Genomic DNA, 24333 nt, shown 5'->3' on the forward strand with positions numbered 1-24333 from the left:
CTAGCGTGGCAGGCTATTTCGTGCGGAAAAAAATATGAAAAAAATGAGAAGGGAATTTCTTGAAAATTGCTTGAAAGTATTGAGGTAGAGAGGTTTTCGCCTGAGAAATAATCGGCATTCCTGGCTGCTCGAGCTCCTCCAAAATAATACCTGATTCTGCTTTGCGGGGACCCCTAATACTTCTGCGGAGATCGATAATGTATTGGTTCATTAGCGAACACCTGTGGTATCGACTGGCCACCTGTTGGTGAGCGAAGTAATCTCCTCATAGGTAGCCAACTGCCACACAGGATTAGGGATGATCGTATGCAAGACTCTCGTCGCACTATGCCGGCGGTTCTGGATCGTCATATCGAGACCGAGGACCAGGACGCTTTTGGGCACCGGCACTACGCCCAAGCGCTACGATGCCTGATCGAGGATGAAGGCCATCGGCCCCCTTTTAGCATTGGTCTGCTAGGCGGCTGGGGAACGGGCAAAAGCTCAGTCAAAGAGCTTTACACGCGCGCCTTGGCTGACGACACCTCGAAGGATACGAAGCAGCACCCTCGCAGCCAGCGGTTCAAAAGTATCACGTTCAATGCTTGGCGCTTCGGCGGTAAAGAGCAAGACATCAAGCGAGCTTTACTTCGCCATGTCTTCCTTGAGCTTGGGGGCGACGAAGGTAAGCTTCAGGATGAGCTCTACCGAAATGTCACGCATACGGAGTCAGTCACCAAGTCCATCTCCGAATTGACTTGGCAGCATCTCATTAGCTGGGCCGCGCCGGTGCCAGCTTTCTTGATTGCCTTCTTCACCTATCTCCTTGTCGTTTGCGTAGGTTTGGCTTGGCTACCGCTCAATAATTGGAGCGTCCAGGCGGCTTTCGTTTTGGCTGCAACTGGGATTTATGGCTACCTCATAAAGGTCATGAAGCCTTCTTCCGTCAGCCCATTCAACACCGTTACGAGGGTCCATCTCCCCAGTGTGACCGCAGAGCAATACGAAGAGCTACTCCTTCAGCAACTTCGCAAATTCAAGCCCGCCAGAGGTAACGCAGTACCGTACGAGCGACTGGTCATCTTCGTTGATGACCTTGATCGGCTTTCCGCTGAGGAGATGGTCCTAGGGCTGGATGCCGTCCGCACGTTTATGGAGATTCCTACTGACAAGCTTCCAAAGAATTTGGGACTGGTTTTCGTGATCTCTTGTGATGAAGGGAAGGTCGCCGACGCCCTTTCTCGCCGACGAGGTAACCCGGAGCAACCTGGCTCGATCTTCAACCCAACTGATGCCAGGCGTTATCTCGATCGGATTTTTCAGTTCAGGTTGGAGATCCCACCGCCACCGCGTAATGACATGCGGCAGTTCGCGCTCTCAAAGCTCAAAGCTTTCCCAGATATCGTGAGTCAGGTCTCAGAGAAAGGAGCATCGGTCGAGCAGGTAGTTGATCGTATGATCCACGCAAACGTCACAGACCCCCGAAACGCTCTTCAGATCGTTAACGCTTTCACCCAGACTTGGTGGTTGGCTCGGGCAAGAGAACAGGATGCGATTGGAAGTGATCTCCCGGGGGGGCTTCACGAGGGGGCGGTCACGAACCACCCAATCCCCCTGGGTGCCCTCAGTGCAGCGCGAGTCAGCTTCCCTGGGTTCTACCGCGATCTTCAAGACGATCCGCAACTCCTTCTCCGGTTGACCAGCCTGATGGTTAAACACACTCCTCTGAGAAGCGAGCCGATGGAATCTCGCCATGTCCTCAAGCGATATGTGGAGGAAGATGGGGATGGTAAAACCATCCTGGTGGAGGGTAACCGGGAGCTTCGCCAGTTCCTCTCAAGTCTGGTTGGCATCCATTGGCCTGACTCCCTTCAAAGTCTGCTTCTCCTCTCCGAAGATTTTGTGACTCGCCAATACGGCGGCCAGGCTTCGCGAATCTACGGGTACTTGGTCTCTGGAGATACACAAGGTTTCTTGGAGGCTCTTTCGCCGCGAGCCAACGACTTCCTGAGCGATCAGGAGGCGCAGCTGCTTCACGGCATGCTTAGCGAGCTCCATCGTACGGAGGAGACACTCAAATTTAACGCAATGCGCGTTGTAGCAGATGTGATTGGCAGGCTGCCGCCGCGAACACGTACCCTGATCCTTGGCATTCTGTGCAATGACATCGTCACCTCTCGGGATCTTCGCTCTCTCCTTGGCATCGAGAAGATTGCGCGAATTACGGAAGTTGCTGGCCCGACCGATCAACAACATATTGCTTCCGTGCTCGTTGAGGAATTGCTTGTAAGCGATCAGAAAATCACGATGCGGCTACCCAGCGGCCAAGCTCCAAACCTCAATGAAGCTGTTGAAATGGCCAAAGGAGCAGCAGGCATTGTTCTATCGGTGTTTGCTGCCCATGGGTTGCCTTATCAAGCGAAAGTGCACCTCACCGACTGGGTCTGTGAGCGCACCGTTATGGTTGATATCGGTGCCGTCAAACTGAGCTTCATTGAACTGCAGCACTGGGTGGATACCTACGAAGAGGCACTTCTGCACGAGATCGGACCTCGCTATATCGACCAATTGACGACTGAGCTTCGCCGTTTCGAGGAGAAAGCAGAAGGCTTCGAGTCGCTCGACTCATTAGACATGCGATCGATAGCCGCGCGGGTTGACAGCGTGTGGGCGCGTTTGGCTAGCGAGGGGGAAGAAAGCAGGTCGAAGCTTTGGGAGCAGGTCGCTAATCTTGCAGAGGCACATGCTCCTGAAGTGACCGACAGCGTAATGAATGCCGTCGAGAGCTATGCGCCCTATGCTCAGGACGAGCAGTTGCTGGAGTGCCTCACTCGGTTCAGTCATCGAGTGTCTCGCTTTGAAAAAGCACCGCTCGATTATGGACGAGCGTTCCGACTGCTTGTCGATAAAGGTGCGGAGCGCCTGGATCATTTCAACGATGAGTACTTTGACGACTACGCGAGTCTTTCGATTGAGTTGGCTCGTATCAACGGTTGCGGGGACGACGCAGCTGAGGTCTTCCGAACCTTCATCGTTCATAACACGCGTGCCCTCAATTCGGTGGCTAGTGCTTGGATTGAAGAACCGCTCACTAACGTTCCAAGCGTGTGCCGCAGGCAGTTGTTTGCTAGCTATGGAGCCTTGCCGGAAGAGGCTCAGGAGGCGTTGGCCGATAGCTTAACGAACCTGACGGATAGCTCGGAGCTCGACGAAGACGATGGGGCTGTTTACCTCGACGCGGCAGAGAATCTTCCAGCTGAGTCTTGGGGCGATGCTTATTTACAGCTTCATCTTGATCAGTTGCTGCCGAAGCTCAGCGGCAGGGTTGGCAGCTGGGACGAATACCTTTCCCAAATTTTACCTGGGCTTTCTCAAGTCTTTGTCCATACCAGTCCAGGCGTTCTTGGGCCGGCTCTGCAGGCGCTTTTCAGTGGAGCTAGATCGTATAAAGACACGTTTGATCCGCTGCACGGCCACTTTGTCGGTCGATGGCCATCGGTTGAAAAGCTTTCCCATGGATATGCGCCGCAGACCATATTTGGAGAGGTCATGCAGACTGCGAATTCATCGCCTGGGTTCGTAGGCCGCAATGCTCTCGCGTCCATGAAGAGCATGTTGGTCGATAAGGTTGTGCCCGAAACGCTGGCCATCAGTCTCGTCGAAGTGGCGTGCGTAGTCTGGAGGCAACGGCCTGCAGAAGCCGTCGATCTCCTGAGCACGGGGAAGGAGGATTTGTCTGCTGCTCAGGTTGCTGATTTGGTTGACACCATCGACGTCAATGACGATGAAGAGATTGGGTTGCTGGGTCGGGTGTGGGGCGTAGTCGTACCAAACCAGTCTGCTGCGAGTGATCTGGACGTGACAAAAGCGGTTCTGCTTAAGGGGAAACGTGGGACGGTCAACGATCCCGACCTTGCATTCGCAATGTGGTGCAGTGCACTGGGGGACGAAGCTCATAGCAACCTCCGGAAGCTGCTGTTGGACGCTGCGACCAACGATGAGCAGCGAGCACGTCTGTTTAGCCAGATAACTCGCAATATAGGCTTCCAGGATGATGCAGAGCTAAAGGAGATTCCTGGATTGGCCTTGAAACTATTCCAAACAGGCGACTCGCCGCTTGCGTGGGCTGCCGTCAAATCTCGTCGACCGGAGATTGATAAGCTCCTCCATACACAGGAGGAGCGGTTGGGGCTCGCGCGGTTGCTGCTCAATGAGTTGCAGAGTGGTGCTTCTGAGACCGCAAAGGGGTACATGGCGGAGTGGGCAAAGTCCTTGGGAACCGAGGCAGTGTTGAAGGACGTGGATCCCCTAAGGTTGTCTGAGCGAGAGCTCGACATCATCAGCAGCGTGTTTGGAAGCAGCCGTTCAATGTCTGGCCTTCGGCGGCGTTGGAGTCGTCGGTAGCGAGGTAAAGTGAAGGGTTTCAGGAGTCTATGAGAACGGTCGCTAATCCAGAGGGACAATCAAATCGCTCTCCTAGTGACACGTATCCCTGATATCCGTGGTGACAGGGTCAGCGCGTGGGCAGTGATTAGCGTTTTGCTGGCGGTTCGAGTGGACTGACTCCGAGATCTCACCCCTTAGGTCAAAGGCGTTTGGACTACGAGTTGCAGTTCGAGTAATGTACCGCCCAGAGTGTGCATGAGCCTCCCCGCTCTCTAAATCCAGATGAGGTCCGTGTAGCACCCACTGTGGTCAGCTCGTAAAGGGCAAAAAGCAGGACGACCAGGCAGCGGCTGGTCCCTTTCTCGGAAATTGCCTTGCATCGTCGAAGCCCCGCTAGTGCGGGGCTTTTGCGTATCTAACCCATGCCAGCAACTGGGGACTCATAGCTCAATCGAGATTATGAGCAATATGCAAGACAAGCTTCAGGGGCTCAGAACTCGCCGCAATGCCGAAGAGAATGTCTCGCTTGCTGCGAGGCAGCTGCTTCGCGCAACGCTTGGCGGTGGCCTTGATAGCACTGTCAGTGCCATGGATTTTGGCTGCTAGCAGAAGAGCAAGAACAGCGTCCTGAAGGTTCACTTTGAAACGAGCTCCGTGGGGTGACCCACAATGATTTCTTTGTCAGGCGAAGTCCTTAAGTCTGACGCACCCTGACCAATTACCCAAGCGACGTCGCAATCGCTTCTTGTCTTGATACGTTGGCTGCGGCCATGAGGTTTTTGATGCGAACAGATGATGACTTGGAACGCCAGATGCGTGAGGCCCTAGGCGTCCAGCCTAGGAAAGCAAAAGAGACAATTGAAGCTAGTAATCCGATGAGAGGGTACCTGATCGTCCTTAGCGTCCGCCGGCAGGATGGGCCCGCATTTCGGTATGAGTTTCGCTCGCGCTCATTGAGCCGGACTGAGGCAATCCTGGAGGCGGAGAAAAGCGCTCGAGCCGATGGTTACAGGCCCTGGGCGTTGCTGGATGTTATCGATGCGTAGCGATAAGGCTCAAGGGCAGCCTGACTCACCTCGTCGCGACATTGAGATTTTCGTTTATTTCGAATAAAAGAATCGTGATGACCTGGCGAAATTGACGGAAGTATCCATGCCTAAATCTACGGCTACCCCTGTAGCTTTACCTACCGAGATGGAGGTCGTAGCTGCTGCGGAAGCGCTTCGGGTTCTAGAGCCTCTGCTCTCAGCAGAGAAGACATTGGACATGCGGCTGGTTTCCTCTGCCGGTGGTCGTCGGCCTATCGCAGTGCCAACTTTGGCTCTGCACCTGCTTGTAAACCTGCTGAATGAAATCGCTTCCGGAAACGCGGTTAAAGTCGTCCCCATCCAGGCGGAATTGACGACTCAGGAAGGCGCAGATCTGCTTAATGTTTCCAGGCCGCACCTGGTGAAACTGCTGGATGAAGGGGTCATTCCTCATACCAAGACTGGCCGTCACCGGCGGGTGAAACTTGCAGATCTGGTTGCATTCAAGGAGACACGTGAGCAGACCAGTCAGACTGCCATGGATCAGTTGGCAGCGGAGGCGCAGGCGCTTGTGATGGGGTATTGATGACCGGCTCCCAGGAGGGAAAATGGCGGTGAAGGGTGATGCCGATCTGCTTCATTTCCGTCGAACTGACCTTGCTGCCCAAATGGTCTCCATATTTGAGCATCGACTTCAGCCTGCTTTGACACTCTTCGCTTCAGAGCAGAAGGGGATGACGACTTTCCTGCAGCAAGATTTCGTTCCCTTAGCGAGACAGCACGGATTCCTGGTGGCTTCGGTGGACTTATTGGCTGAACCTGACTATCCCGAGAGGGCCATTGCCGTGGCACTTCAAGAGGCTGTCTGCGCAGGTCAGAGTCAGAGCCAGAATCACGATCTGGCGCTTTTACGCAGCTTGAACCTCATGGTGAGAAGAGCAAAAGCGATCTTGAGGGCCCGCCGCGGCCGGGTGTCATTGGCGTCGGGCAAAAGCTGCAACTTGAAAGCGGAGCTCAAGCAGTTCAATAAGGCTGGAAAGGGAAGAGCTTTGCTCGTTATTGAGGCTACTGAACACTTGGCAAGCCGGTCAGCATTCGAGACATTAACGGCTAAGTTGAGAGCGCTTCTGCAGGCTCCGGATAGTGGGGTGCAAGTCGTATTCGCAGGGGCGTCAGGGCAAGGACACGCAGCTCTATTTCGACGTAACGATGCGCCCTTCTACCACTACGGCTTTGAGATGGATTTCCCAGACCACTCACAGGGAGCAGGACACCAGTTAAGCCGACGATTCGGCTAGCTCCACTAGAGAGGCTGACTCGAAATACTGCCTGCTATGGTCGATCGCTGCCTTCACTTTCAGCGGTAAATTCTTTCCTGCAGTCAAAATGAAGACGTCGATGTCGTCCGTGGTCTGGTCTGGCAGAACGGGACAGAGGGAACCGGCACGAATATCGTTGATGACTTCCGGCAGCAGAAAACGACCCACTCCAAAGCCGAGCATGGCCATCTCACGAAGGGCCAGGCTGCTATTGGTCAGGTGCTTTGGAGGCAGCTGTAGGCTTTCCCCCGAGCCCTCAAGCGGCAGATCTATCGAGAAGAATTTAGGGTCTACCGCAGTATTGACGATCAGATCATGATGCTTGAGATCTTCAGGACTGGTGATAGCGGATCGATGAGCTAGGTAGCTAGGGGAGGCGCACAGAATCCGCTTCCAGGTCGCTACTTTGCGGCTGATGAGCGTCGAGTCTTTCTGCGGCCCGAAGCGGATCGCAAAATCCACCTGATTCTCCCTTAGATCGATGAATCCGTCCTTGGAGAAAATTTCCAGATGAAGGCCTGGATTCTCGTTAATTAGGTGCTCAATCGACTTGCTGACGTGAGCAATCGACGTCCCGATAGCGGCGGCGATCTTCAGCCTCCCCGACATCTCCTCTCGATAGTGCGAAAGCTTGGCTTCTGACTCTGATAGTAGAGCCAGTGCTTGCTCGCAGGTCTCGTAGTAAATCCTTCCCGCTTCAGTCAGCGAAATACCTTTTGGAGTCCGGTTGAGCAGGCTCACCCCGATCTGTTTTTCGAGCCCTGTGATCTTCTGACTAATCGCTGATACCGAAACTCCTAAAAGCTTCGCAGCGCGACTCATCGAGGCCAGCTCTGCTACAGCCCGGAACGTACTGAGCGCCGCAAAATCCTTCACCTTTAAGTATCTCTTAAACCTGCTTTAAGCCACAGGGTACTGGAAAGCAGTAGGTGACTAAATATTATTAGGTTGTTCATTGTTAAAACATTTCGGAATAACCATAGAAGAGCCACCTACGTTGAAAATGATCCTTTGGGGCCTGCCTTTGTCGGTGGTGCCGTTTGCCCTCTGCAGTGTTTCCGAGGCCGCCGAACAACCGCAGGCTGTCATTGAGGAGGCCACCACGCTCTCGACTGTCGTGGTCAAGGGCAAGCTTGAAAAAGATAAACAGGACATCGACAAGAAGCAGCTTGAAGACAGCAACCTGCACATTGCATCTGATGGCTTTGACGATCATGGCTATGCAAAGTTGGGGGGCGGGAATTTTCATTCTCGGCTCTACGAGCTCGGTCAGAACATCAATCTGATCGACGACAAGCTTGCTGCTCGCGTCTCCCTGCACAGTGAGTCCCGCGACAGCTACTACGAAAACTTGGATGGTCCAAGCCTCAACCCTATCCATGATGATGCTGCGCGAGTGCAGTTCTTGGTGAAGCCAGACGACGTGTCAGACTTGCTGATTGGTCTGAACTATCGGGACTACCGCGATGACGGCAACATCCGATTCCCGCGGGGAACGTCGGCGACTGGGACTACGAATTTTGGGTACCAAACAGCGGATAGTTGGCACCGGCTCTCGCTGAACACTCCGACGTGGAGTGATCTACGACAGTTCGGGGCATCTAAGAGGGGCCCCAGCTTCGGAGGCAGGCAAGGTGCTTGGCTTCAATCAGTCGTTTTCCTATCTAGGAAACGTAGTTGGGCCGCTGCTAGGAGGAGCACTATATGCGTGGTTTGGCTACGAGGTGTTCTTCCTTGGTCTCGCTGCACTAGCGTTGGCTTCCGCGCTCTCGTTGTTACCTAAGAGAGCTGGAACCCAGATCGACACCTCGAATGCGTAGCCCCCAGAATAAGGGGGCATTGCTTTTTGATCAGCGCTGGCTCTTTCGAGGGCTTTCCAAGCAAACCGAGCCATCGCTTTTATGGTGCTCAAGCTCGTCAAGAGCGCCCTTGGGTCATGGAGTTGATGAAGTTCGCAGCAATGGCAATCGCTTTGCGTCCTTCCGATAGAGCTGGTGCGAACATGTGCCAAACGTGGAACATTTTTGGCCAGACTTCTAGCGTAACTTCCACACCTGCAGCGCCCGCGGCTCTGGCGAGAGCGCATGCATCGTCCAGTAGGATCTCTTCCTCTCCAACCTGAATCAGGAGAGGAGGGAGGCCTTTCAAGTCGGCTGCGAGAATAGGAAGAGGATCGACTGAGAGTCCGCTGAGATACGCTGACGCGCTACCTCTGAGCTTTTCAACAGACAGGAAGGGATCAATGGATGCCTTCGTCTGAATGCTCTCACCTGAGAGTGACAAGTCTACCCAGGGAGAGAGCAGGACGACGCAGCCGGGCATCTGAATGCCTTTTGCCTTGGCTTCAAGCAAGCTACTCAAAATGAGTTGAGCACCTGCTGAGTCACCAACCAGCGCAATTTCACTGCCCGGCTGAGTTTTGAGAATCTCTTCATAGGCATCGAGTACGTCGTTTCGAGCCGCTGGATAAGGGTGCTCTGGAGCCAGCCTATAGTCGAGAACGTAGGCAGTTGCGGACGAGGAGACTGCCAGTGTGCCAGCAATACCTGAGAAGCCCTCTGCGCTACCTACCAGGAACCCTCCCCCATGAACGTAAAGAATCGAACGAGTAGGGGACGAAGACTCGACAATCTGCGCTGGCACGTTCGCTAGTTCAGAGCTGTTGACGGTGCATTGCGAGGGTACCGGGAAACGTTTGCAGAGGCGGTCATAGCCGTCTCGTGCCTCGCTCAGCGATGTCGGAGGGGTCGTTCGCCGAGCAAGTAGCTCAGCATGAATGGAGTCTAGTTCTTGTCGGCTCATTGTTGCCTCAATGCTGCAGCAGTCAGATGTCGAGTACGAGCTTCGCGGACTTGGCGCGGGATACGCATTGGAGAATCACCGAGTTGGAGTCACGCTCTTCATCACTGAGTACGTAATCGCGGTGGTCCACTTCGCCCTCAAGAACACGGCACTCGCATGTGCGGCAGAGGCCCTCGCGGCAGGAGAAGGGGGCCATGATTCCCGCCTCCTCTAGCACATCGAGAATGCTCTTGTCGGCTGGCACGGTGAGCTCCATTTGACTCTGGGCTAGTTCGACCACGAAGCTGTTGTCGGGCCCTTTCTCGGTGTCGGAGGAGGTGGGGACGCTGAAGAGCTCAAAGTGAACCTGGCTGCTAGGCAAGTAGCGTTGGCTCACACCGCGGACTGCATCCATGAGAGGTGAAGGACCACAGCAGTAAATATGATCGGATTGGCCTGCTTGGCTGATGAACGACTCAAGGTCAGGGTGCCCGAGTTTTTCATCATCCGCATGCAAGAACAGGTCTCCCCCTCGAGGCAGATGCTCAATGTACGCGGCGCGTGAGCGGGATCGTACACAGTAGAGAAGTTGCCAGGGTTTGCCGATCGAGTCGCACCAACGAATCATGCTGAGGATCGGTGTGATGCCGATCCCCCCTGCGATGAAAAGGTACTTTTTCGCGTCCGGATTCAGAGGGAAATTGTTTCGAGGAGCACTGATCTCTAGGCTGTCGCCAGCCTGGAGTTGTCGATGAATGAAAGACGAACCGCCGCGTGAGATTTCAGAGAGACCGATCCCTAACGAATAGCTCCCTATAGAGGGATCGTACAGGTGGATCGAGTACTGCCGGATCAGGCCATTTGGCAGGCGAATGTCGATATGGGCACCTGGCTCACTAGCAGGCAGCTGCTGACCGCTTTCTGCCACCAATTGCAGGTCTAGTATCGATTCTCCTGCCTTCGAAATTGATACAACGCGTGTGCGAATCCAGTCATTCATTTCAGACCTCCTGGACCTGCACAGGATTACTCGCGGCCTGTTCGGCTTTGTAAGCCTTAGCTACCAACCACCTGAAGTAAGACAGAGCGGCGTCGGCGCCAATCGGGATCATTTTGAAGTCAGACGTGAGCCTCAGCATTTTGTCTTGCGCATGAATCATGTCGCTGTCTTCTTGGAAAGCCTTGATGACTTGGTCGTGAATCGCTTTCGTGACGTTCAAGTCATCAATAGCGAAGTTATGCGGCTGCGCAAAGAAGTAGTGAGTCGAATCATCGGTTTCCGGGGTGAGTGCTTGCGTGCTTCTGAATTCAGCAGCGTTCACTCGATTGCCCGATTTTGCGTCATGGCCGACCGGCTGCATGCCTGAGTCCATCAGGAAGATGCTCGGGAGCACGAAGTCATAAATGTTCCAGCGATCCACAGGGCCGGGATAATTCTTGATTGCCTGAACAAAGGGAGCCGGTTTAATCCCCTCACCCCAGCGGGTCACTCGGACGCCATTGGGCAGCTTCTCCACTTGAGGAATGCACGCGGCATACGCTTCGTCGCCACCCAGGGTGGTCGGATGGACGTAGGGCAGATGAGCTAGATCCAGTAGGTTGTCTGCGATGAGAAGGTAGTTCGTGGTGTAGTAGGTATAGCCCTCAAGGCTCCGCCATTCCGGGTCATCCAGCCAATGAGTGTCTGGGATTTGTGTCGGATCCGCCAGGCTAGCGTCGCCCATCCAGATCCAAATCCATTTGTGCTTTTCAACGATAGGGAAGGCACGAACTTGAGCCTGAGGAGGGATCCGGTCTTGGCCGGGAATCTCTACACAACGTCCGGCGGTATCGAACAGCAACCCGTGATACATGCAACGAAGTCGATCACCTTCCAGACGGCCTTTCGACAGAGGAGCACCGCGGTGGCAGCAACGATCCTCAAAGGCCGTAACCGAGCCGTTGGAGTCTCGCCACAGTACTACAGGCACATTCAAGAAGGTTCGGGCCAGCATTTCGTCTTTCGGGACTTCACTGGACCAGGCGGCCACGTACCAAGCGTTTCGAATCAGCATCAAATTATCCTCAGGTCTTGTTGTTGTGTTGCCTTGCACTGCATCAGCCTAAGGAGTGATGATGTATGTGCATAGATCATGAGGCTAATTCAGACCATGCACAGTATTCATGGTAAGAAATTCGACATGAACCTTTTGGTTGCCTTCGACGCCCTATTGCGAGAGCGGAACGTGTCAAGGGCGGCAGAACACCTGGGCTTGACTCAGAGTGCTATGAGTCATGCGTTGAGGCGTTTGCGAGAGTTTTACGAGGACCCGCTCTTTGTTCGTGTCGGAGACGCTATGAGGCCAACGCCTTTCGCAGAGACGATGGCCGCCTCTGTGCTGGAGATCATGTCCGCTGTGCAGAGCAACCTCATGATCCAGTCGAATTTTGACCCAACGACGTCCACGAGGGTCTTCAGTCTGTGCATGACCGATATGGGCGAGTTGGTCTTTTTGCCGCGGTTGATTGAGGAGTTGCAGAAGGTTGCCCCCAGCTGCCGAATTAAAACATCTCAACTGCCTTCGGAAAATATTCTTAACTCGCTCGAAAGGGGCGAAGTCGATCTGGCGATCGGCTCGCACTATATTCAGGACTCCAGCCTGTTTCAGCAGGAGCTATTCCGTCACTCGTTCTCAACTATTGTTAGCAGAACATTTGCCAAGGATGAGATGGATCTCGAAACATTCCTTTCAATGAAGCATATTTCTGTGGTGCTTTCGGATAAAAGCACGCGTTACGATCAATTCATTGATGATCTTGGGCACCGAAGAGAGATATATCTGACTACGCCACATTTCATTACTATTCCAATGATACTTGAAAAGAGTCCGCGTCTGATTGCTACCGTTCCAACAGAGCTTGGAAAGACATTCGAACGATATAATGCAATTAAGATAATAAAGCCGCCTGTCCCGTCTCCAGAGTTGTACCTTCGACAGTACTGGCATCCGCGCTATCACCATGAATCAGGAAATATCTGGCTGCGGCAGTTAGTTAAATCTGTCTTTGATAGGTATATGAACTAAAAACGGCCCCGATTGGGGCCGTTGTGATTAGTAAACGGAGTTCATGCCAGGGCTTTGCGCGCTAGGTGTCTTACGATAACGACCGGCCAGTTCCTGCAGTGAGCGCATTAGGAGGGTCGTATCGACGCCTACGGCGACGAACTTGGCTCCCAGTTCCAGATAACGGCGTGCAAGCTTCTCGTCTGCGCTCAGGATACCAGCGGCTTTTCCTGCACGTTGGATTCGGACGATCGCATCTTCAATCGCTGCCTGTACTTCTGGGTGACTTGGATTGCCTCGGTGCCCCATAGCTGCGCTGAGGTCAGCTGGGCCGATGAATACGCCATCAACGCCTTGTACTGCTGCGATCTCGTCCAAGTTGGCGAGACCCTCCAGGTTCTCAACCTGGACCAGCAAGCACATCTGATCATCGGCCTCATCAAGGTATCCAGGAATGCTGTTCCAGCGCGAGGCACGAGCAAGGGCGCTTCCTACCCCGCGTACACCGAAGGGCGGGTAGCGCATTGCGCGTACAAGCTGCAGTGCCTGCTCTGCTGAGTCCACCATGGGCACGAGAAGCGTCTGAGCGCCAATATCGAGCAGTTGCTTAATCAGAACAGTATCGCCAACTACTGGGCGAATGATGGGGTGGGCCGGATAGGCTGCGACCGCTTGTAGTTGCCCGAGTAGGCTTCTGAGATCGTTGGGTGCGTGCTCACCATCCATCAGCAGCCAGTCGAAACCAGCATTGGCCGCCAGTTCTGCACAGTAGGGATCGGCCAGACCGAGCCAAAAGCCGATCTGTGGTTCGCCAGCCAGAAGGCGTTGTTTGAAGGTGTTGATTGGAAGATTCATGGGGCGTCCTTAAAGGGTGAGGGACGGCCCGAGACCCCGGTTGATGCGAGCTGCCAGGCTCATCAGCAGTGTAACCGGGCCGTCACCTCATGATCAGACGAAGCGGCAGGAGATGCTGCCCAGTTGGTCGTAATCAACGTGGAAGGTATCGCCGGGCGCAGCAGCCACTGGACGAGTGAAGGAGCCGCCGAGGATTACCTGGCCAGGCTCAAGAGTTACGTCATAAGGGGCGAGCTTGTTTGCAAGCCAGGCCACACCTTTCGCGGGATGGTTAAGTACGGCTGCGGAAACGCCAGACTCCTCGATAACGCCATTGCGATAGAGGACTGCCGGTACACGACGCAGGTCGATATCGCCCGGTCGTACGGCGCGGCCACCCATCACGACGCCGGCGTTCGCTGCGTTGTCAGAGATGGTATCGAAGACCTTCCGGGTAACCTTCGTCTCCGGATCAACCTGGTGAATTCGCGCATCGATGATCTCGAGTGCCGGGATTACCCACTCAGTGGCTTCCAGCACGTCGAATAGGGTGACATTCGGGCCGCGGAGCGGTTTGCCGAGAATGAATGCCAGCTCGACTTCCACACGCGGGACGATAAAACGCTCGAAAGGAATGTCGCTTCCTTCTTCGAAGAACATGTCGTCAAGCAAAGCGCCGTAATCCGGCTCTGTGATATTGGAGGAGACCTGCATGGCACGCGAGGTCAGGCCGATTTTATGACCTTTGAGTGTGCGGCCGTCGGCGATCTTCTTCTCCACCCACGCTCGCTGGATGGCGTAGGCGTCCTCAATCGCGATATCCGGATAGTCGAGGGAGAACTGACGTACTTGTTGGCGCGAGCGCTCAGCGGCGTCGAGGCGAGCGGCGGCTTGCTTGATCAGTTGCGGGTCGAGCATGGGAACCTCAGGAAGTCTTTGCGAACAGAGGATGAAGGCTGCTGTGCTTGGCGTCGTAGACCTGCCCAGGACTCTCGTCGATCTGCAAGGTGATGCCGATGGGGCGACGAGCCAAAAGCTCATCGAGTTCGTCACGAAGGACTGCCAGGAGGCTGTCTCCAACTTGCTTATGCACAGCAGGACTCCGGCCGGCGCCCATGCGTAAGTTGGCGTAGAGGAAGCCGTAGGCTCCCTTGCCATCAGCTACTGCAGCGTGAGCGGCCGGGTAGGCCAGAACACGGGTCCCGCCAACGGGGAACACCGATTTGCCGGTTTCGTCACGCAGTTCGAGCATACAGTCGGCCAAGGAGCGGCAAAGGCCACTGATGTCCGCTTCCACTTCCAGATCGGGGCTATAGAGCAGAACAAAATGAGGCATGTCTCGCTCCTTACAGCCGGCTGGTGGATGGACGTCCATCCTGATCAGATGCTTGTGCTGCTGGGATTGCAGTGCCGTCTTGCGGAGTTATCGGGAAGATGGCGTTGATCTGGCCGGTGGCGGACGATCCGAAGTAGGGGGTAATCACTTCTGCTTTGCCTTCGTAGTCGGACCAGCCCAGGGCACCAAGAAGCATTGCGGTATCGTGCATGAAGCCTTCACCGTGCCCCTTAACTGCGTACTCGGGGAGCATGTTGCAGAAGGCTTCCCACTCACCGTTCTCCCACATCTTGACGACGCGAAGATCAAGCGTTTCCAGGAACGGACTCCAGACCTTGGTTGCGAACTGAGGCGCTTGCCCGTTCTGAGCAAAACGATGAGACAACGAACCGCTAGCCAAGAACGCCACGCTACCGTCGTAGTACTTTTCAACTGCTCTGCGCATGGCCCAGCCGAGGCGGGCACTGTCGTTGAGGTAGTGCGAGGTGCAGAGCGCGGACACGGAGACCACTTTGAAATGCTGGTCTTCGTTCATGTAGCGCATAGGGACCAAGGTCCCGTATTCCGGGCCCAGGGTCGTTGCGTCATGCGCCATGGTTTCCACCCCTAGTCTGTTGCACTCGTCCGCGAGCAAGCGGCCTAGCTCAGGGTTGCCCGGAAACGCATAGGGCATGTTCGCGATGAAATGGGGCAGCTCGTTACTGGTGTAGATGCCCTCGAATTTTGGGGCGCAGTTGATATGGTAGTTCGCGTTGACGAGCCAGTGCGTGTCGAAGACCACGAGGGTGTCTACACCGAGCTCACGGCAGCGACGACCGATCTCTTTATGTCCATCGATGGCAGCCTGGCGATATCCCTGATTCGGTCCGGGAAGCTCGGACAGATACATGGAGGGAACATGCGTGATTTTGGCAGCCAGAGCGAGTTTGCCCATGACGGTTCTCCTAGCGGCGCCGCCGCAAAAGCGGCGCTCGTATTCTTATGTTTGTTAGCTGCGCGCCAGTGATGGAAGCGGCCTTGATGGACGCTTCCATTGTTGCATGGCTCAGAGCCCCCAGCGCGGAATGTGATGGCTGCCCATGGAGATGCAGACGTTCTTGATTTCGGCAAAGACTTCGAAGCTGTATTGGCCGCCTTCGCGGCCAGTGCCAGAGCCTTTCACGCCACCGAACGGCTGACGTAGATCGCGAACGTTTTGGCTGTTGATGAAGACCATGCCAGCTTCGATGCCTGCGGCCAGGCGGTGGGCTTTGCCGATGTCCTGGGTCCAGATGTAGGACGCCAGGCCGTATTCGGTGTCGTTTGCCAGGCGCAGCGCTTCGGCTTCGTCCTTGAACTTCAACAGGCAAACTACCGGACCGAAGATCTCCTCCTGGGCGATGCGCATCCGATTGTCCACGTCGGCAAAGACCGTCGGCTGGACGAACTGACCACGTGCGAGGTGTGCCGGAAGGTTGGCAGGGCGATCGAGCCCGCCAGCCACAAGGCGTGCGCCTTCTTCGATACCAATGCGGATGTAGCCAGTGACCTTGTCGTAGTGTTGCTGGGTGATCATCGAGCCGACTTGAGTCTTCGGATCTTGCGGGTCACCGACGATCAGGCGCTTGGCGCGAGCTGCGAACTCCTCGACGAAGCGGTCGTAGACCGATTCCTGGATGAAGATCCGGCTGCCGGCGGTGCAGCGCTCGCCGTTCAGCGAGAAGATGGTGAACAGCGCAGCGTCGAGTGCGCGATCAAGGTCGGCGTCGTCGAAGATCAGTACCGGCGACTTGCCGCCCAGCTCCATGGAGTACTTCTTCAGGCCTGCGGTCTGCATGATCTTGCGGCCGGTGGCGGTGCCGCCGGTGAAGGAGACTGCGCGTACGTCCGGGTGGCGCACCAGGGCGTCACCAGCAGTGGCGCCGTATCCTTGCACAACGTTGAGCACGCCCGGTGGGATACCAGCTTCGAGGGCCAGGCGCCCAAGTTCATTGGCGGTCAGCGGCGACAGCTCGCTCATCTTCAGGACCGCGGTGTTACCCAGTGCTAGGCAAGGAGCGGTTTTCCAGGTGGCAGTCATGAACGGAACGTTCCACGGCGACACCAGGCCACACACACCCACCGGCTGGTACAGGGTGTAGTTGAGCATCTGGTCGTCGACCGGGTAGCTGTGGCCATCCATGCGGGTGCACACTTCAGCGAAGAACTCGAAGTTGTGCGAGGCGCGGGGGATCAGGACGTTCCGGGTTTGGTGGATCGGGAGGCCGGTGTCCAGGGTTTCCAGCTCGGCCAGGTTAGGCACGTTCTGATCGATCAGTTCGCCCAGTTTGCGCATGAGCTTCGCGCGTTGCTTCGCCGGCGTGTTGGCCCATTTCGGGAAGGCCTCTTTGGCTGCAGCCACAGCGAGTGCAATCTCCTCCGCACCGCCGCTGGCTACTTCCGCGATAACGTCAGTGGTCGCCGGGTTGATGGTTTCGAAGACTTCTTTGCTTTCGACCTCACGGCCGTTGATCCAGTGTTTGATCATTCTGCTGACTCCAATTACACACGGGCACGGTTCGCGAAGAATTCGGCTTCGCTGACGATTCGGTTGACTAGGCGGCCGACACCTTCTACTTCCACCACCACCTCATCGCCGGGCACCACGTCGGCCAGACCTTCCGGCGTGCCGGTGGCAATCATGTCGCCCGGCTGCAGAGTCATGAAGCTGGAGAAATATTCGATCAGGTAGGGAATGTCGAAGATCATGTCGGAAGTGGAGCCTTCCTGTTTCAGCTCACCATTGATCCAGGTGCGCAGCTTCAGGTTCGACGGATCCGGCACATCAGCGGCATCGACGATCCAGGGGCCAACAGGCGTGGTGGCATCCCGGTTTTTAACTCGCAGGTTGGGGCGGTAGTAGTTCTCGAGGTAGTCACGGATGGCGTAGTCGTTGCAGACGGTATAGCCGGCGAGATACGAGAGGGCGTCTTCCCGTTTTACGTTGCGTGCCGGCTTACCAATCACTGCTACCAGTTCGCACTCGTAGTGCATGTAGGCAACGTTGTCCGGACGCCATGTGGTTTGGTAGTGGCCGGTGTAGGTGCCCTTGGATTTGACGAACGCCAGCGGTTCAGTCGGTGCCTTGAAGGCCAGTTCTGCGGCGTGATCGGCATAGTTCAAGCCGAGTGCAAACATCGTCCCTTCTGCCGGGGGCAGCCATTCCACTTCGCGCTCGCCGAGGAGTTGGCCATTGGGCAGACGAACAGCGTTGTCGCCCTCAACGCTCACAGTGTGGACTTCGCCCTGGTAGCGAATACGTGCATGTTTCATCTCAGGCTCCCTCCGCCACGATGGTGTTGCGCAGACGGCCGAGACCCTCGATCTCTACCACGACTTCATCACCTGGTTGGACATCGACGCGTCCCTCTGGGGTGCCGGTGATCAGCACATCCCCTGCGTGCAGCGTCATGAATTCGCTGATTTCAGCGATCAGCTGAGGAAGGCGGCGCACAAGGTTCGCAGTGCTGTTTTCCTGGAGGACTTCGCCGTTGACCAGCACACGGATCGGGAGGGCGTGAGGATCAGCGATCTGGTCGCGCTCAATCACTTCGCTGCTCAGCGAGCAGAAACCATCGCGGCATTTTCCGCTCACTACTGGGCGGTAATAGCTGTCTTCGGGCAGGCTGAACTCGTTAACGATCACGTAACCCGCCACATATTCCAGGGCATCTGTCTCGCTCACTCGACTGGCGTCTCGTGCAAACACGACGCCAAGCGCAGGTCCCGGTTGGAGACGCTCGACACCAGCGGGGAAGACCACCTTCTTGCCGTCGCCATTTCGAGTGTTTGGCGTCTTGATGAACAGCACCGGCTTGACCGGCGGCTTCTGGTAGGGCGGCTGCTGGAATTCCTCCAGCCGGCTCTGCAACAGGCCTTGATAGTTCAGCGCGACGCCGAACAGGGTGCCGGTTGCTACTTCGCTGGCAGCGCGAGGCATAGCTTTCTCTCCTGGTTCCTTCCGCCCCAATGGCGGTTAGAGATAGTTAACATGTTCATTTATAGTTAATATGTTAACTATGGTCAACCCCCTCAAGGCGCTGGCTGGAGCTAGAAAGGTTGGGAGTGTTTCGCCCTGACACATCGTTTTGCTTGGTTTGCAGGGCCTGAATAGCTGTAGAAGTTGCATTTGCCCGGAAGAGGGTAAAGCTGGTTAAAATCTTTCCAATTTCACTGAGAACGTCCCTTTCATGAACAACCCTCGGCCGTCTTTGACCCTCACCCTTCTGCAGGCGCGTGAGGCCGCCATGGCCTTCTTCCGTCCATCGCTGAACCGGCATGATTTGACTGAGCAGCAATGGCGCATCATGCGGATCCTCCGTCAGCAGGGAGAGATCGAGATATTTCAGCTCGCTCAACAGGCGTGCATTCTCAAACCGAGCATGACTGGGGTCCTGGCTCGAATGGAGCGGGATGGTCTGATTCGCCGGTGGAAGTCCGAGTACGATCAGCGGCGTGTGCTGGTGTGCCTCAGTGAGAAAGGGCAGCAATGCTTCGTAGGCATGAGCGACGACATGGAGCGCAATTACCAGCGCATCCTCGAGCAGTTCGGTGACGACAAGCTCCAGCAGCTTCTGGGCCTGCTTGACGAGCTGAAGCAGATCAAGCCCTGAGCAGGTAGCGGTGAGTCTTCACCATGGCGCGTACACCGATCCCAAATATCGACATTGGCCAGGTCTACGATCTCCGTTATGCGGAGGCCGAGGTGCACTACGAAGAGCTGGGTAAGCTGGCGGCATTCTTCGGACGCAACATGCCGGTGCATCGCCATGACCGCTTCTTCCAGGTGCACTATGTGAAGAGCGGGTCGGTGCGTGTCTACCTGGATGATCGGCTCTACCACCGCCGCGGGCCATTGTTCTTTCTGACGCCTCCAACTATCCCTCACGCCTTTGTCACCGAGGATGATGCTGACGGACATGTGCTGACAGTTAGACAACAGCTGCTTTGGCCGCTCCTCGCGGTGGAGCAGGGGCTAGCTGCTGGCCCTCAGATCAAACCGCTGTGCGTGGCGTTTGATCAATTGGATGACGCTCTCGCTGCAGAAGTGGAGCGTGTCGATAAGCTCTTCGAGTTCTTACGTGAGGAGTTCAGTGGCGAGCGACCTGGGCGAGATGTTGTGCTGGTCGACATGGTTCGCCTGATATTCGTAAGCCTCCTGAGGCTGTCGTCTCGTTCGCTCAAGGCCCAGCCCATGCGGCGAGATGACTTGAGCTTTTTCCAGCGATTCAATCAGCTCATCGAGCAGCACTACCCAGAGCATTGGCCTCTGAGTACTTACGCGGAGTGTATTGGCGTTACTGAGACTAGGCTCAACGATATTTGTCGGAGAGTGGCAGGTCTTCCATCGAAGCGTTTGGTGCACGAGCGACTGATGCAGGAAGCCAGGCGTTTGCTGCTTTTCGGCGGTGGCTCCGTCAACGAGATTTGCTACCAGTTGGGCTTCAAGGATCCCGCCTACTTCAGTCGATTTTTTGCCCGTAACGCCGGTATGGCGCCTGGTGAGTACCGACTCAGCAAGGCAGGTGACAAGGAGGAGGCATGGCGGTAGCTAAGTGCTTTTGCTCTGCATTTGGAGCCGACTCTGACATGTTGTTGACCTAGCATTTCCTCATCTGCTTAAGAGCCGCTAGCCCTGGGTTGAGTGCATTTGGTTAACTTGTTAACTTTGTGTGTCGCCCCGTCCCGGAGCTCTTATGCCGTCCGTAGATCGTCCACAGCGACTAATTGTTGCCCTGGCCGGGCTGGTCGCCTTCGCCCCTCTCTCCATTGATACATACCTGCCTAGCCTTCCGTTGATCGCGTCTGACTTGGCTTCGAGAGCGGATGAGGTGCAGCTGACTATTAGCCTCTTCCTAGCAGGGCTCTGTGTGGGAATGCTGTTTCTTGGGCCTTTGTCTGATTGTTACGGCCGACGCCGGCTGTTGGTCGGAGGAATTGCCCTATATCTGCTGGCGACCCTTGGCTGCATGTTTGCGCATACCACGGCTTCGCTGATTACGTGGCGCTTTTTCCAAGCGTTGGGTGGTGCTGCAGCGTCAGTCCTTGGGCGAGCGATAGTGCGGGACCTGTTCCCTTTGAAGCAGTCCGCACGAGTTCTGTCGCTTATGCACTTGGTGACGATGGTGGCCACATTGGTAGCGCCGCTGTTGGGAAGCCTCCTCGCGGATCTCGCAGGCTGGAGGGCGATATTCGCCTTGCTGTTTGTTTTCGCTGCCATGTGTCTGCTCACTGTGCTATTCCAAGTGCCAGAGAGTCTCCCGGTAGAGCGTCGAGGTAAGTCACTTGGTCAGGCATTTCGTGCCTATGTCCGGATAGCTGCACAGCCTGCCGCGTTGGGATATCTGCTATGCATGGGACTCACGTTTGGGGGAATGTTCGCCTTCATCACGGCGTCTCCGTTCGTCTATATCAAGCACTTTGGAATCTCGCCTCAGGCCTACGCTTGGCTGTTCGCTCTCAATATTGCCGGCGTGATTGTGATCACCAGCTTCAACGCACGCTTTGTGGGGCGGTTGGGACCATCCCGGATGCTTTCCTTCGGCACGGGGCTAGTTCTGTTTGCCGCGATGTTGCTGTTGGTTGTTGGTATGAGTGGCCTGGCAGGGTTTTCTGCGCTCGTGTTCGGGGTGCTGATTTTCGTTAGTGTCACTGGGCTGGTAGGAGCCAATTGTGTAGCTAGTTTGCTGTCGCTGTTTCCAAATCAGGCGGGTGCAGCTGCGGGGCTGGCTGTTGCAGGGCAGTTTGCTATGGGAACTGCCTGTAGCGCAGTAGTTGGCCGACTTTCCGATGGCTCGCCGTGGGCGATGTGCGTCGTCATGGGGGTAGCGGGTATCGGCTGCTTCCTAGCCCTGCAGCTCGCACGCAGAGCCTCTCTGTCCGCAGAGTCAGCCGGGTGATTCACGTTCCTGCTTGATGCCCTCGGAGGCGGCTCTGACCGCGCTCCAGATGCAGTAACAGAGCAGGGTAATCCCGGCGATGGCCATTGCCTTTGGGCCTCCATATTGCGAAGCAAGGAATCCGGCAATTAGTCCGCCAATTGCATCAAAGCCAAATCTTGTGGCCGTGTAGATGGAGACAACTCGGCCGCGGAGATCATCGGGAGCGTCGCCCTGCAGGATAATGTTGGTTCCGACATTGTTGACCGTAACCCCCGCTCCCAGCAGAACCATCGCGGCCAAGGAAATGTACAGGCCGTGGCTGAACCCAAGCAGCAGTAAACCCAGGGCGCTTATCAGAGCAGAAACGAACAATGCGCGCGGAAGTCGTTTTGAATCCTGATGATTTGCGAGATACAGGCTCGACACTAATGAGCCGAGCCCAGCTGCACCCCATAGCCAGCCAAGCGTTTGCGCATCTCCGGAAAGAACATCTCTTGCGAATACTGGAAGCACCGCGGCGTAGCTCGAAGCAGTGAGGTTGACCAGCAACACCCCCAGTATCAGTCGGCGAACGTTGGTGGTGCAGAAGGCGTACTCAAGACCTTCGCGAAACACTGCGCCCATGCTGCCGGAGACGCGTGTGGTCGGTTTCGTACTGGCGCGCAGCAGGTTCGCTACAAGGGCCAGATACGATAGTGCATTGAGCGAGAAGCAGACGCTTTCACTGGTGAATCCGAGCAGTAGACCGGCCATTGGTGGGCCAATGAACCGCGAGCAAGTGAAGAGGGTAGCGTTCAGTGCCAAGGCATTGGGCAGGTCACCCCGATCGCTGACGAAGTTGCTGAGCAGCGACTGGCGCAGCGGCGTATCGAAGGCATTTAGTACGCCGAGAAACGCAGACATCGTAACGATCATCGTTGGGGTGATCATTGCGCTGGCTGTCAGTATGGCCAGCGCCGCAGCTTGAACTGCCATAAGGCTTTGAGTGATCAGCAGCAATCGACGCTTATCGTGGCGATCGATCCAGGCGCCAGCGAGAGGGCCGATGAAAAGCTGAGGCAGTAGGGCTAGGCAGCTGGTTATCCCTAGGAGCGCAGCAGAGTCTGTCAGGCGGTAGATCAGCCACGCCAGGGCAACTTGTTGGATCCATGTCCCCAGTGTAGAGACCGAGTGGCCAGCGAAATACAGGCGGAAGTTTCGATGCCGAAGAGCTCTCAGGCTCCTTGGCCAGGCAAAGGTCGCAGGCATGGACCACTCGCTCGGACGGAGAAAACGCGATGATAACGGAAAAGTCCCTTCATAAGGTTTAGATGTTAACTAAATGCCGATGGTATCGGGGTTGTAGCGTACTTGTACTGGCGAAAGAGCCTTGGAAAAGTCGTGAAAAGTACAATCGAGTGCCCGGAAGTTGCATTCAAGTTGGTGGCGGCACGATCCCATAATCGCCCTGCCTCTCTCGCTGATGGCGAGAGCTATGCCTGCACATGTCGGCCGTCTTGCGTGACAACGCCGACCTCAAGGCAAGCCACCAATAACAATCAAGGGCCGCCGAAATGAAAGCACCGAACCCTCTTCTTGAAGATCTGAAATCGATTCTTCCTGCCATCGCGGCCAACGCCGAGCGAGCGGAGAAGGACCGAATGGTCCCGGCTGAAAACATCGCTCTCCTCAAGGGGATTGGGATGCATAGAGCCTTCCAGCCTCGTTGCTACGGCGGCATGGAAATCTCTCTGCCGGAGTTCGCTGATTGTGTTGTCGCTTTGGCAGGGGCATGTGCTAGCACCGCATGGGCTTTCAGCCTTCTGTGCACACATAGTCACCAACTGGCTATGTACTCTAAGCAGCTCCAGGACGAAGTATGGGGAGAGAACTCTGACGCAACAGCGAGCAGCAGTATCGCGCCCTTCGGCAGAACCCAGGAAGTTGAAGGAGGTGTTCTGTTCAGCGGCGAGATGGGCTGGAGTAGCGGGAGTGATCATGCGGAGTGGGCAATCATGGGGTTCCGGCGCCGTAATGCCACTGGTGAGGAGCTCTACTGCTTCGCTGCTCTGCCTCGTAGCGACTACGAGATCCGGGATGATTGGTACGCCGCAGGCATGAAGGGCAGTGGAACGAAGACTCTGATCGTGAAAGACGCTTTCGTGCCCAACCATCGTATCCAGACCGCGAAAGACATGATGGAGGGGAAGTCCGCAGGCTTCGGTCTTTATCCCTACAGCAAGATTTTCTTCACGCCCTACCGGCCGTATTTTGCAAGTGGCTTCTCGGCCATCAGTTTGGGCATCGCAGAGCGAATGCTGGAGGCCTTCAGGGAAAAAACTCGCAATCGCGTTCGTGCCTACACCGGTGCCAATGTCGGGGCGGCCACTCCGGCATTGATGCGTTTGGCTGAATCGACGCATCAGGTCGCCGCGGCGAGAGCATTCCTGGAAAAGGTCTGGCAGGAGCATGCAGATCACGGTGAGCGACATCAGTACCCGAACCGGGAAACACTGGCCTTCTGGCGCACTAATCAGGCCTATGCCGTGAAGATGTGTATCCAGTCAGTCGATCGACTCTTCGAAGCTGCAGGTGGCACTTCATGGTTTGAGAGCAACGAAATGCAGCGGCTGTTCCGTGACTCGCATATGACAGGTGCTCACGCTTACACCGACTATGACGTTTGTGCACAGATTCTTGGACGAGAGCTGATGGGCCTGGAGCCTGATCCGACCCTCGCCTGACCAA

General features: G+C 55.8%; 23 protein-coding genes. 9 read left to right on the top strand and 14 right to left on the bottom strand.

What is annotated here, in order from left to right; translation table 11 throughout:
• Positions 1-306 precede the first annotated feature (306 nt).
• On the top strand, positions 307-4383 hold the full coding sequence (locus ABKS89_RS07180) for a KAP family P-loop NTPase fold protein (protein ID WP_348587894.1): 4077 nt from the start codon (positions 307-309) through the stop codon (positions 4381-4383).
• Positions 4384-4812: 429 nt separating this feature from the next.
• Here the strand turns inward: ABKS89_RS07180 and ABKS89_RS07185 are convergent, their stop codons facing one another.
• Complete coding sequence (locus tag ABKS89_RS07185) at positions 4813-5004, bottom strand: DUF7740 domain-containing protein (protein ID WP_348587893.1); 192 nt, start codon at positions 5002-5004, stop codon at positions 4813-4815.
• A 513-nt stretch (positions 5005-5517) separates the two neighbouring features.
• Between ABKS89_RS07185 and ABKS89_RS07190 the strand changes: the two genes are divergently transcribed.
• A complete protein-coding gene (locus tag ABKS89_RS07190; protein WP_348587892.1) occupies positions 5518-5979 on the top strand; it encodes a helix-turn-helix domain-containing protein in 462 nt (153 codons plus the stop codon).
• 22 nt (positions 5980-6001) lie between these two features.
• Positions 6002-6691, top strand: coding sequence for a hypothetical protein (locus tag ABKS89_RS07195; protein ID WP_348587891.1), 690 nt, complete (start codon positions 6002-6004; stop codon positions 6689-6691).
• On the opposite strand, the gene ABKS89_RS07200 is transcribed toward ABKS89_RS07195, so the two are convergent.
• Positions 6671-7588, bottom strand: coding sequence for a LysR family transcriptional regulator (locus tag ABKS89_RS07200; RefSeq protein WP_348587890.1), 918 nt, complete (start codon positions 7586-7588; stop codon positions 6671-6673). The two genes, ABKS89_RS07195 and ABKS89_RS07200, sit on opposite strands and share 21 nt — an antisense overlap.
• Positions 7589-7670: 82 nt before the next feature.
• Positions 7671-7961 (bottom strand): hypothetical protein, encoded by a 291-nt coding sequence (locus tag ABKS89_RS07205; protein WP_518300992.1) that lies wholly within the window; start codon positions 7959-7961, stop codon positions 7671-7673.
• Positions 7962-8346: 385 nt separating this feature from the next.
• On the opposite strand from ABKS89_RS07205, the gene ABKS89_RS07210 reads away from it, so the two are divergent.
• Positions 8347-8532 carry an MFS transporter gene (locus ABKS89_RS07210; protein WP_518300993.1) on the top strand — a complete coding sequence of 62 codons (186 nt, stop codon included), beginning with the start codon at positions 8347-8349 and terminating at the stop codon, positions 8530-8532.
• Between the two features lie 97 nt (positions 8533-8629).
• Here ABKS89_RS07210 and ABKS89_RS07215 read toward each other — a convergent pair whose 3' ends face one another.
• The 3 genes from ABKS89_RS07215 to ABKS89_RS07225 are packed head-to-tail and all read right to left on the bottom strand — an operon-like array spanning position 8630 to position 11547.
• On the bottom strand, positions 8630-9514 hold the full coding sequence (locus ABKS89_RS07215; RefSeq protein WP_348587888.1) for an alpha/beta hydrolase: 885 nt from the start codon (positions 9512-9514) through the stop codon (positions 8630-8632).
• Between the two features lie 22 nt (positions 9515-9536).
• Positions 9537-10493 (bottom strand): PDR/VanB family oxidoreductase, encoded by a 957-nt coding sequence (locus ABKS89_RS07220; protein WP_348587887.1) that lies wholly within the window; start codon positions 10491-10493, stop codon positions 9537-9539.
• Position 10494: 1 nt separating this feature from the next.
• Positions 10495-11547, bottom strand: coding sequence for an aromatic ring-hydroxylating dioxygenase subunit alpha (locus tag ABKS89_RS07225; RefSeq protein WP_348587886.1), 1053 nt, complete (start codon positions 11545-11547; stop codon positions 10495-10497).
• A gap of 126 nt (positions 11548-11673) precedes the next feature.
• Between ABKS89_RS07225 and ABKS89_RS07230 the strand changes: the two genes are divergently transcribed.
• On the top strand, positions 11674-12558 hold the full coding sequence (locus tag ABKS89_RS07230; protein WP_348587885.1) for a LysR family transcriptional regulator: 885 nt from the start codon (positions 11674-11676) through the stop codon (positions 12556-12558).
• 27 nt (positions 12559-12585) lie between these two features.
• Here the strand turns inward: ABKS89_RS07230 and hpaI are convergent, their stop codons facing one another.
• From hpaI to ABKS89_RS07265, 7 genes are all read right to left on the bottom strand, one after another.
• Positions 12586-13392 carry a 4-hydroxy-2-oxoheptanedioate aldolase gene (gene hpaI / locus ABKS89_RS07235; RefSeq protein WP_348587884.1) on the bottom strand — a complete coding sequence of 269 codons (807 nt, stop codon included), beginning with the start codon at positions 13390-13392 and terminating at the stop codon, positions 12586-12588.
• 93 nt (positions 13393-13485) lie between these two features.
• Complete coding sequence (gene hpaH, locus ABKS89_RS07240) at positions 13486-14289, bottom strand: 2-oxo-hept-4-ene-1,7-dioate hydratase (RefSeq protein WP_348587883.1); 804 nt, start codon at positions 14287-14289, stop codon at positions 13486-13488.
• A gap of 7 nt (positions 14290-14296) precedes the next feature.
• Entirely contained in the window at positions 14297-14707 is a 411-nt protein-coding gene (locus ABKS89_RS07245; protein WP_348587882.1) for a 5-carboxymethyl-2-hydroxymuconate isomerase, read from the bottom strand.
• 10 nt (positions 14708-14717) lie between these two features.
• Complete coding sequence (gene hpaD / locus ABKS89_RS07250) at positions 14718-15641, bottom strand: 3,4-dihydroxyphenylacetate 2,3-dioxygenase (protein ID WP_348587881.1); 924 nt, start codon at positions 15639-15641, stop codon at positions 14718-14720.
• A 111-nt stretch (positions 15642-15752) separates the two neighbouring features.
• On the bottom strand, positions 15753-17213 hold the full coding sequence (hpaE, locus tag ABKS89_RS07255) for a 5-carboxymethyl-2-hydroxymuconate semialdehyde dehydrogenase (protein WP_348587880.1): 1461 nt from the start codon (positions 17211-17213) through the stop codon (positions 15753-15755).
• A 14-nt stretch (positions 17214-17227) separates the two neighbouring features.
• Entirely contained in the window at positions 17228-17998 is a 771-nt protein-coding gene (locus tag ABKS89_RS07260) for a fumarylacetoacetate hydrolase family protein (RefSeq protein WP_348587879.1), read from the bottom strand.
• 1 nt (position 17999) lies between these two features.
• Positions 18000-18665, bottom strand: a complete 666-nt coding sequence (locus tag ABKS89_RS07265; RefSeq protein WP_348587878.1) for a fumarylacetoacetate hydrolase family protein — start codon at positions 18663-18665, stop codon at positions 18000-18002.
• Between the two features lie 250 nt (positions 18666-18915).
• On the opposite strand from ABKS89_RS07265, the gene hpaR reads away from it, so the two are divergent.
• The 3 genes from hpaR (at position 18916) to ABKS89_RS07280 (ending at position 21624) form a co-directional block, all read left to right on the top strand.
• Positions 18916-19338: a homoprotocatechuate degradation operon regulator HpaR gene (gene hpaR / locus ABKS89_RS07270; protein ID WP_348587877.1), complete on the top strand. Its 423-nt coding sequence runs from the start codon at positions 18916-18918 to the stop codon at positions 19336-19338.
• Between the two features lie 23 nt (positions 19339-19361).
• Positions 19362-20276 carry a 4-hydroxyphenylacetate catabolism regulatory protein HpaA gene (gene hpaA, locus ABKS89_RS07275; RefSeq protein WP_348587876.1) on the top strand — a complete coding sequence of 305 codons (915 nt, stop codon included), beginning with the start codon at positions 19362-19364 and terminating at the stop codon, positions 20274-20276.
• A 145-nt stretch (positions 20277-20421) separates the two neighbouring features.
• A complete protein-coding gene (locus ABKS89_RS07280; RefSeq protein ID WP_348587875.1) occupies positions 20422-21624 on the top strand; it encodes a Bcr/CflA family multidrug efflux MFS transporter in 1203 nt (400 codons plus the stop codon).
• Here the strand turns inward: ABKS89_RS07280 and ABKS89_RS07285 are convergent.
• The gene (locus ABKS89_RS07285; RefSeq protein ID WP_348587874.1) at positions 21613-22854 is read right to left on the bottom strand and encodes an MFS transporter; all 1242 of its coding nucleotides are present in this window, start codon (positions 22852-22854) and stop codon (positions 21613-21615) included. The genes ABKS89_RS07280 and ABKS89_RS07285 overlap by 12 nt on opposite strands.
• Positions 22855-23159: 305 nt before the next feature.
• Between ABKS89_RS07285 and ABKS89_RS07290 the strand changes: the two genes are divergently transcribed.
• Positions 23160-24329: a p-hydroxyphenylacetate 3-hydroxylase oxygenase component gene (locus ABKS89_RS07290; RefSeq protein ID WP_348587873.1), complete on the top strand. Its 1170-nt coding sequence runs from the start codon at positions 23160-23162 to the stop codon at positions 24327-24329.
• Positions 24330-24333 lie beyond the last annotated feature (4 nt).

Source organism: Pseudomonas sp. LABIM340, from assembly GCF_040017195.2.
Classification (GTDB): domain Bacteria; phylum Pseudomonadota; class Gammaproteobacteria; order Pseudomonadales; family Pseudomonadaceae; genus Pseudomonas.

Excerpts from the sequence above, each read along its gene's own strand:
- ABKS89_RS07220 (WP_348587887.1), bottom strand. The coding sequence starts at position 10,493 with ATGAATGACTGGATTCGCACACGCGTTGTATCAATTTCGAAGGCAGGA.
- ABKS89_RS07190 (WP_348587892.1), top strand. The coding sequence starts at position 5,518 with ATGCCTAAATCTACGGCTACCCCTGTAGCTTTACCTACCGAGATGGAG.
- hpaA (WP_348587876.1), top strand. The coding sequence starts at position 19,362 with ATGGCGCGTACACCGATCCCAAATATCGACATTGGCCAGGTCTACGAT.
- ABKS89_RS07290 (WP_348587873.1), top strand. The coding sequence starts at position 23,160 with ATGAAAGCACCGAACCCTCTTCTTGAAGATCTGAAATCGATTCTTCCT.
- ABKS89_RS07280 (WP_348587875.1), top strand. The coding sequence starts at position 20,422 with ATGCCGTCCGTAGATCGTCCACAGCGACTAATTGTTGCCCTGGCCGGG.
- hpaI (WP_348587884.1), bottom strand. The coding sequence starts at position 13,392 with ATGAATCTTCCAATCAACACCTTCAAACAACGCCTTCTGGCTGGCGAA.
- ABKS89_RS07195 (WP_348587891.1), top strand. The coding sequence starts at position 6,002 with ATGGCGGTGAAGGGTGATGCCGATCTGCTTCATTTCCGTCGAACTGAC.
- ABKS89_RS07230 (WP_348587885.1), top strand. The coding sequence starts at position 11,674 with ATGAACCTTTTGGTTGCCTTCGACGCCCTATTGCGAGAGCGGAACGTG.
- ABKS89_RS07285 (WP_348587874.1), bottom strand. The coding sequence starts at position 22,854 with ATGCCTGCGACCTTTGCCTGGCCAAGGAGCCTGAGAGCTCTTCGGCAT.
- hpaE (WP_348587880.1), bottom strand. The coding sequence starts at position 17,213 with ATGATCAAACACTGGATCAACGGCCGTGAGGTCGAAAGCAAAGAAGTC.
- ABKS89_RS07225 (WP_348587886.1), bottom strand. The coding sequence starts at position 11,547 with ATGCTGATTCGAAACGCTTGGTACGTGGCCGCCTGGTCCAGTGAAGTC.
- ABKS89_RS07265 (WP_348587878.1), bottom strand. The coding sequence starts at position 18,665 with ATGCCTCGCGCTGCCAGCGAAGTAGCAACCGGCACCCTGTTCGGCGTC.
- hpaR (WP_348587877.1), top strand. The coding sequence starts at position 18,916 with ATGAACAACCCTCGGCCGTCTTTGACCCTCACCCTTCTGCAGGCGCGT.
- ABKS89_RS07245 (WP_348587882.1), bottom strand. The coding sequence starts at position 14,707 with ATGCCTCATTTTGTTCTGCTCTATAGCCCCGATCTGGAAGTGGAAGCG.
- ABKS89_RS07205 (WP_518300992.1), bottom strand. The coding sequence starts at position 7,961 with ATGAAAATTCCCGCCCCCCAACTTTGCATAGCCATGATCGTCAAAGCC.
- hpaH (WP_348587883.1), bottom strand. The coding sequence starts at position 14,289 with ATGCTCGACCCGCAACTGATCAAGCAAGCCGCCGCTCGCCTCGACGCC.
- ABKS89_RS07215 (WP_348587888.1), bottom strand. The coding sequence starts at position 9,514 with ATGAGCCGACAAGAACTAGACTCCATTCATGCTGAGCTACTTGCTCGG.
- ABKS89_RS07260 (WP_348587879.1), bottom strand. The coding sequence starts at position 17,998 with ATGAAACATGCACGTATTCGCTACCAGGGCGAAGTCCACACTGTGAGC.
- hpaD (WP_348587881.1), bottom strand. The coding sequence starts at position 15,641 with ATGGGCAAACTCGCTCTGGCTGCCAAAATCACGCATGTTCCCTCCATG.
- ABKS89_RS07180 (WP_348587894.1), top strand. The coding sequence starts at position 307 with ATGCAAGACTCTCGTCGCACTATGCCGGCGGTTCTGGATCGTCATATC.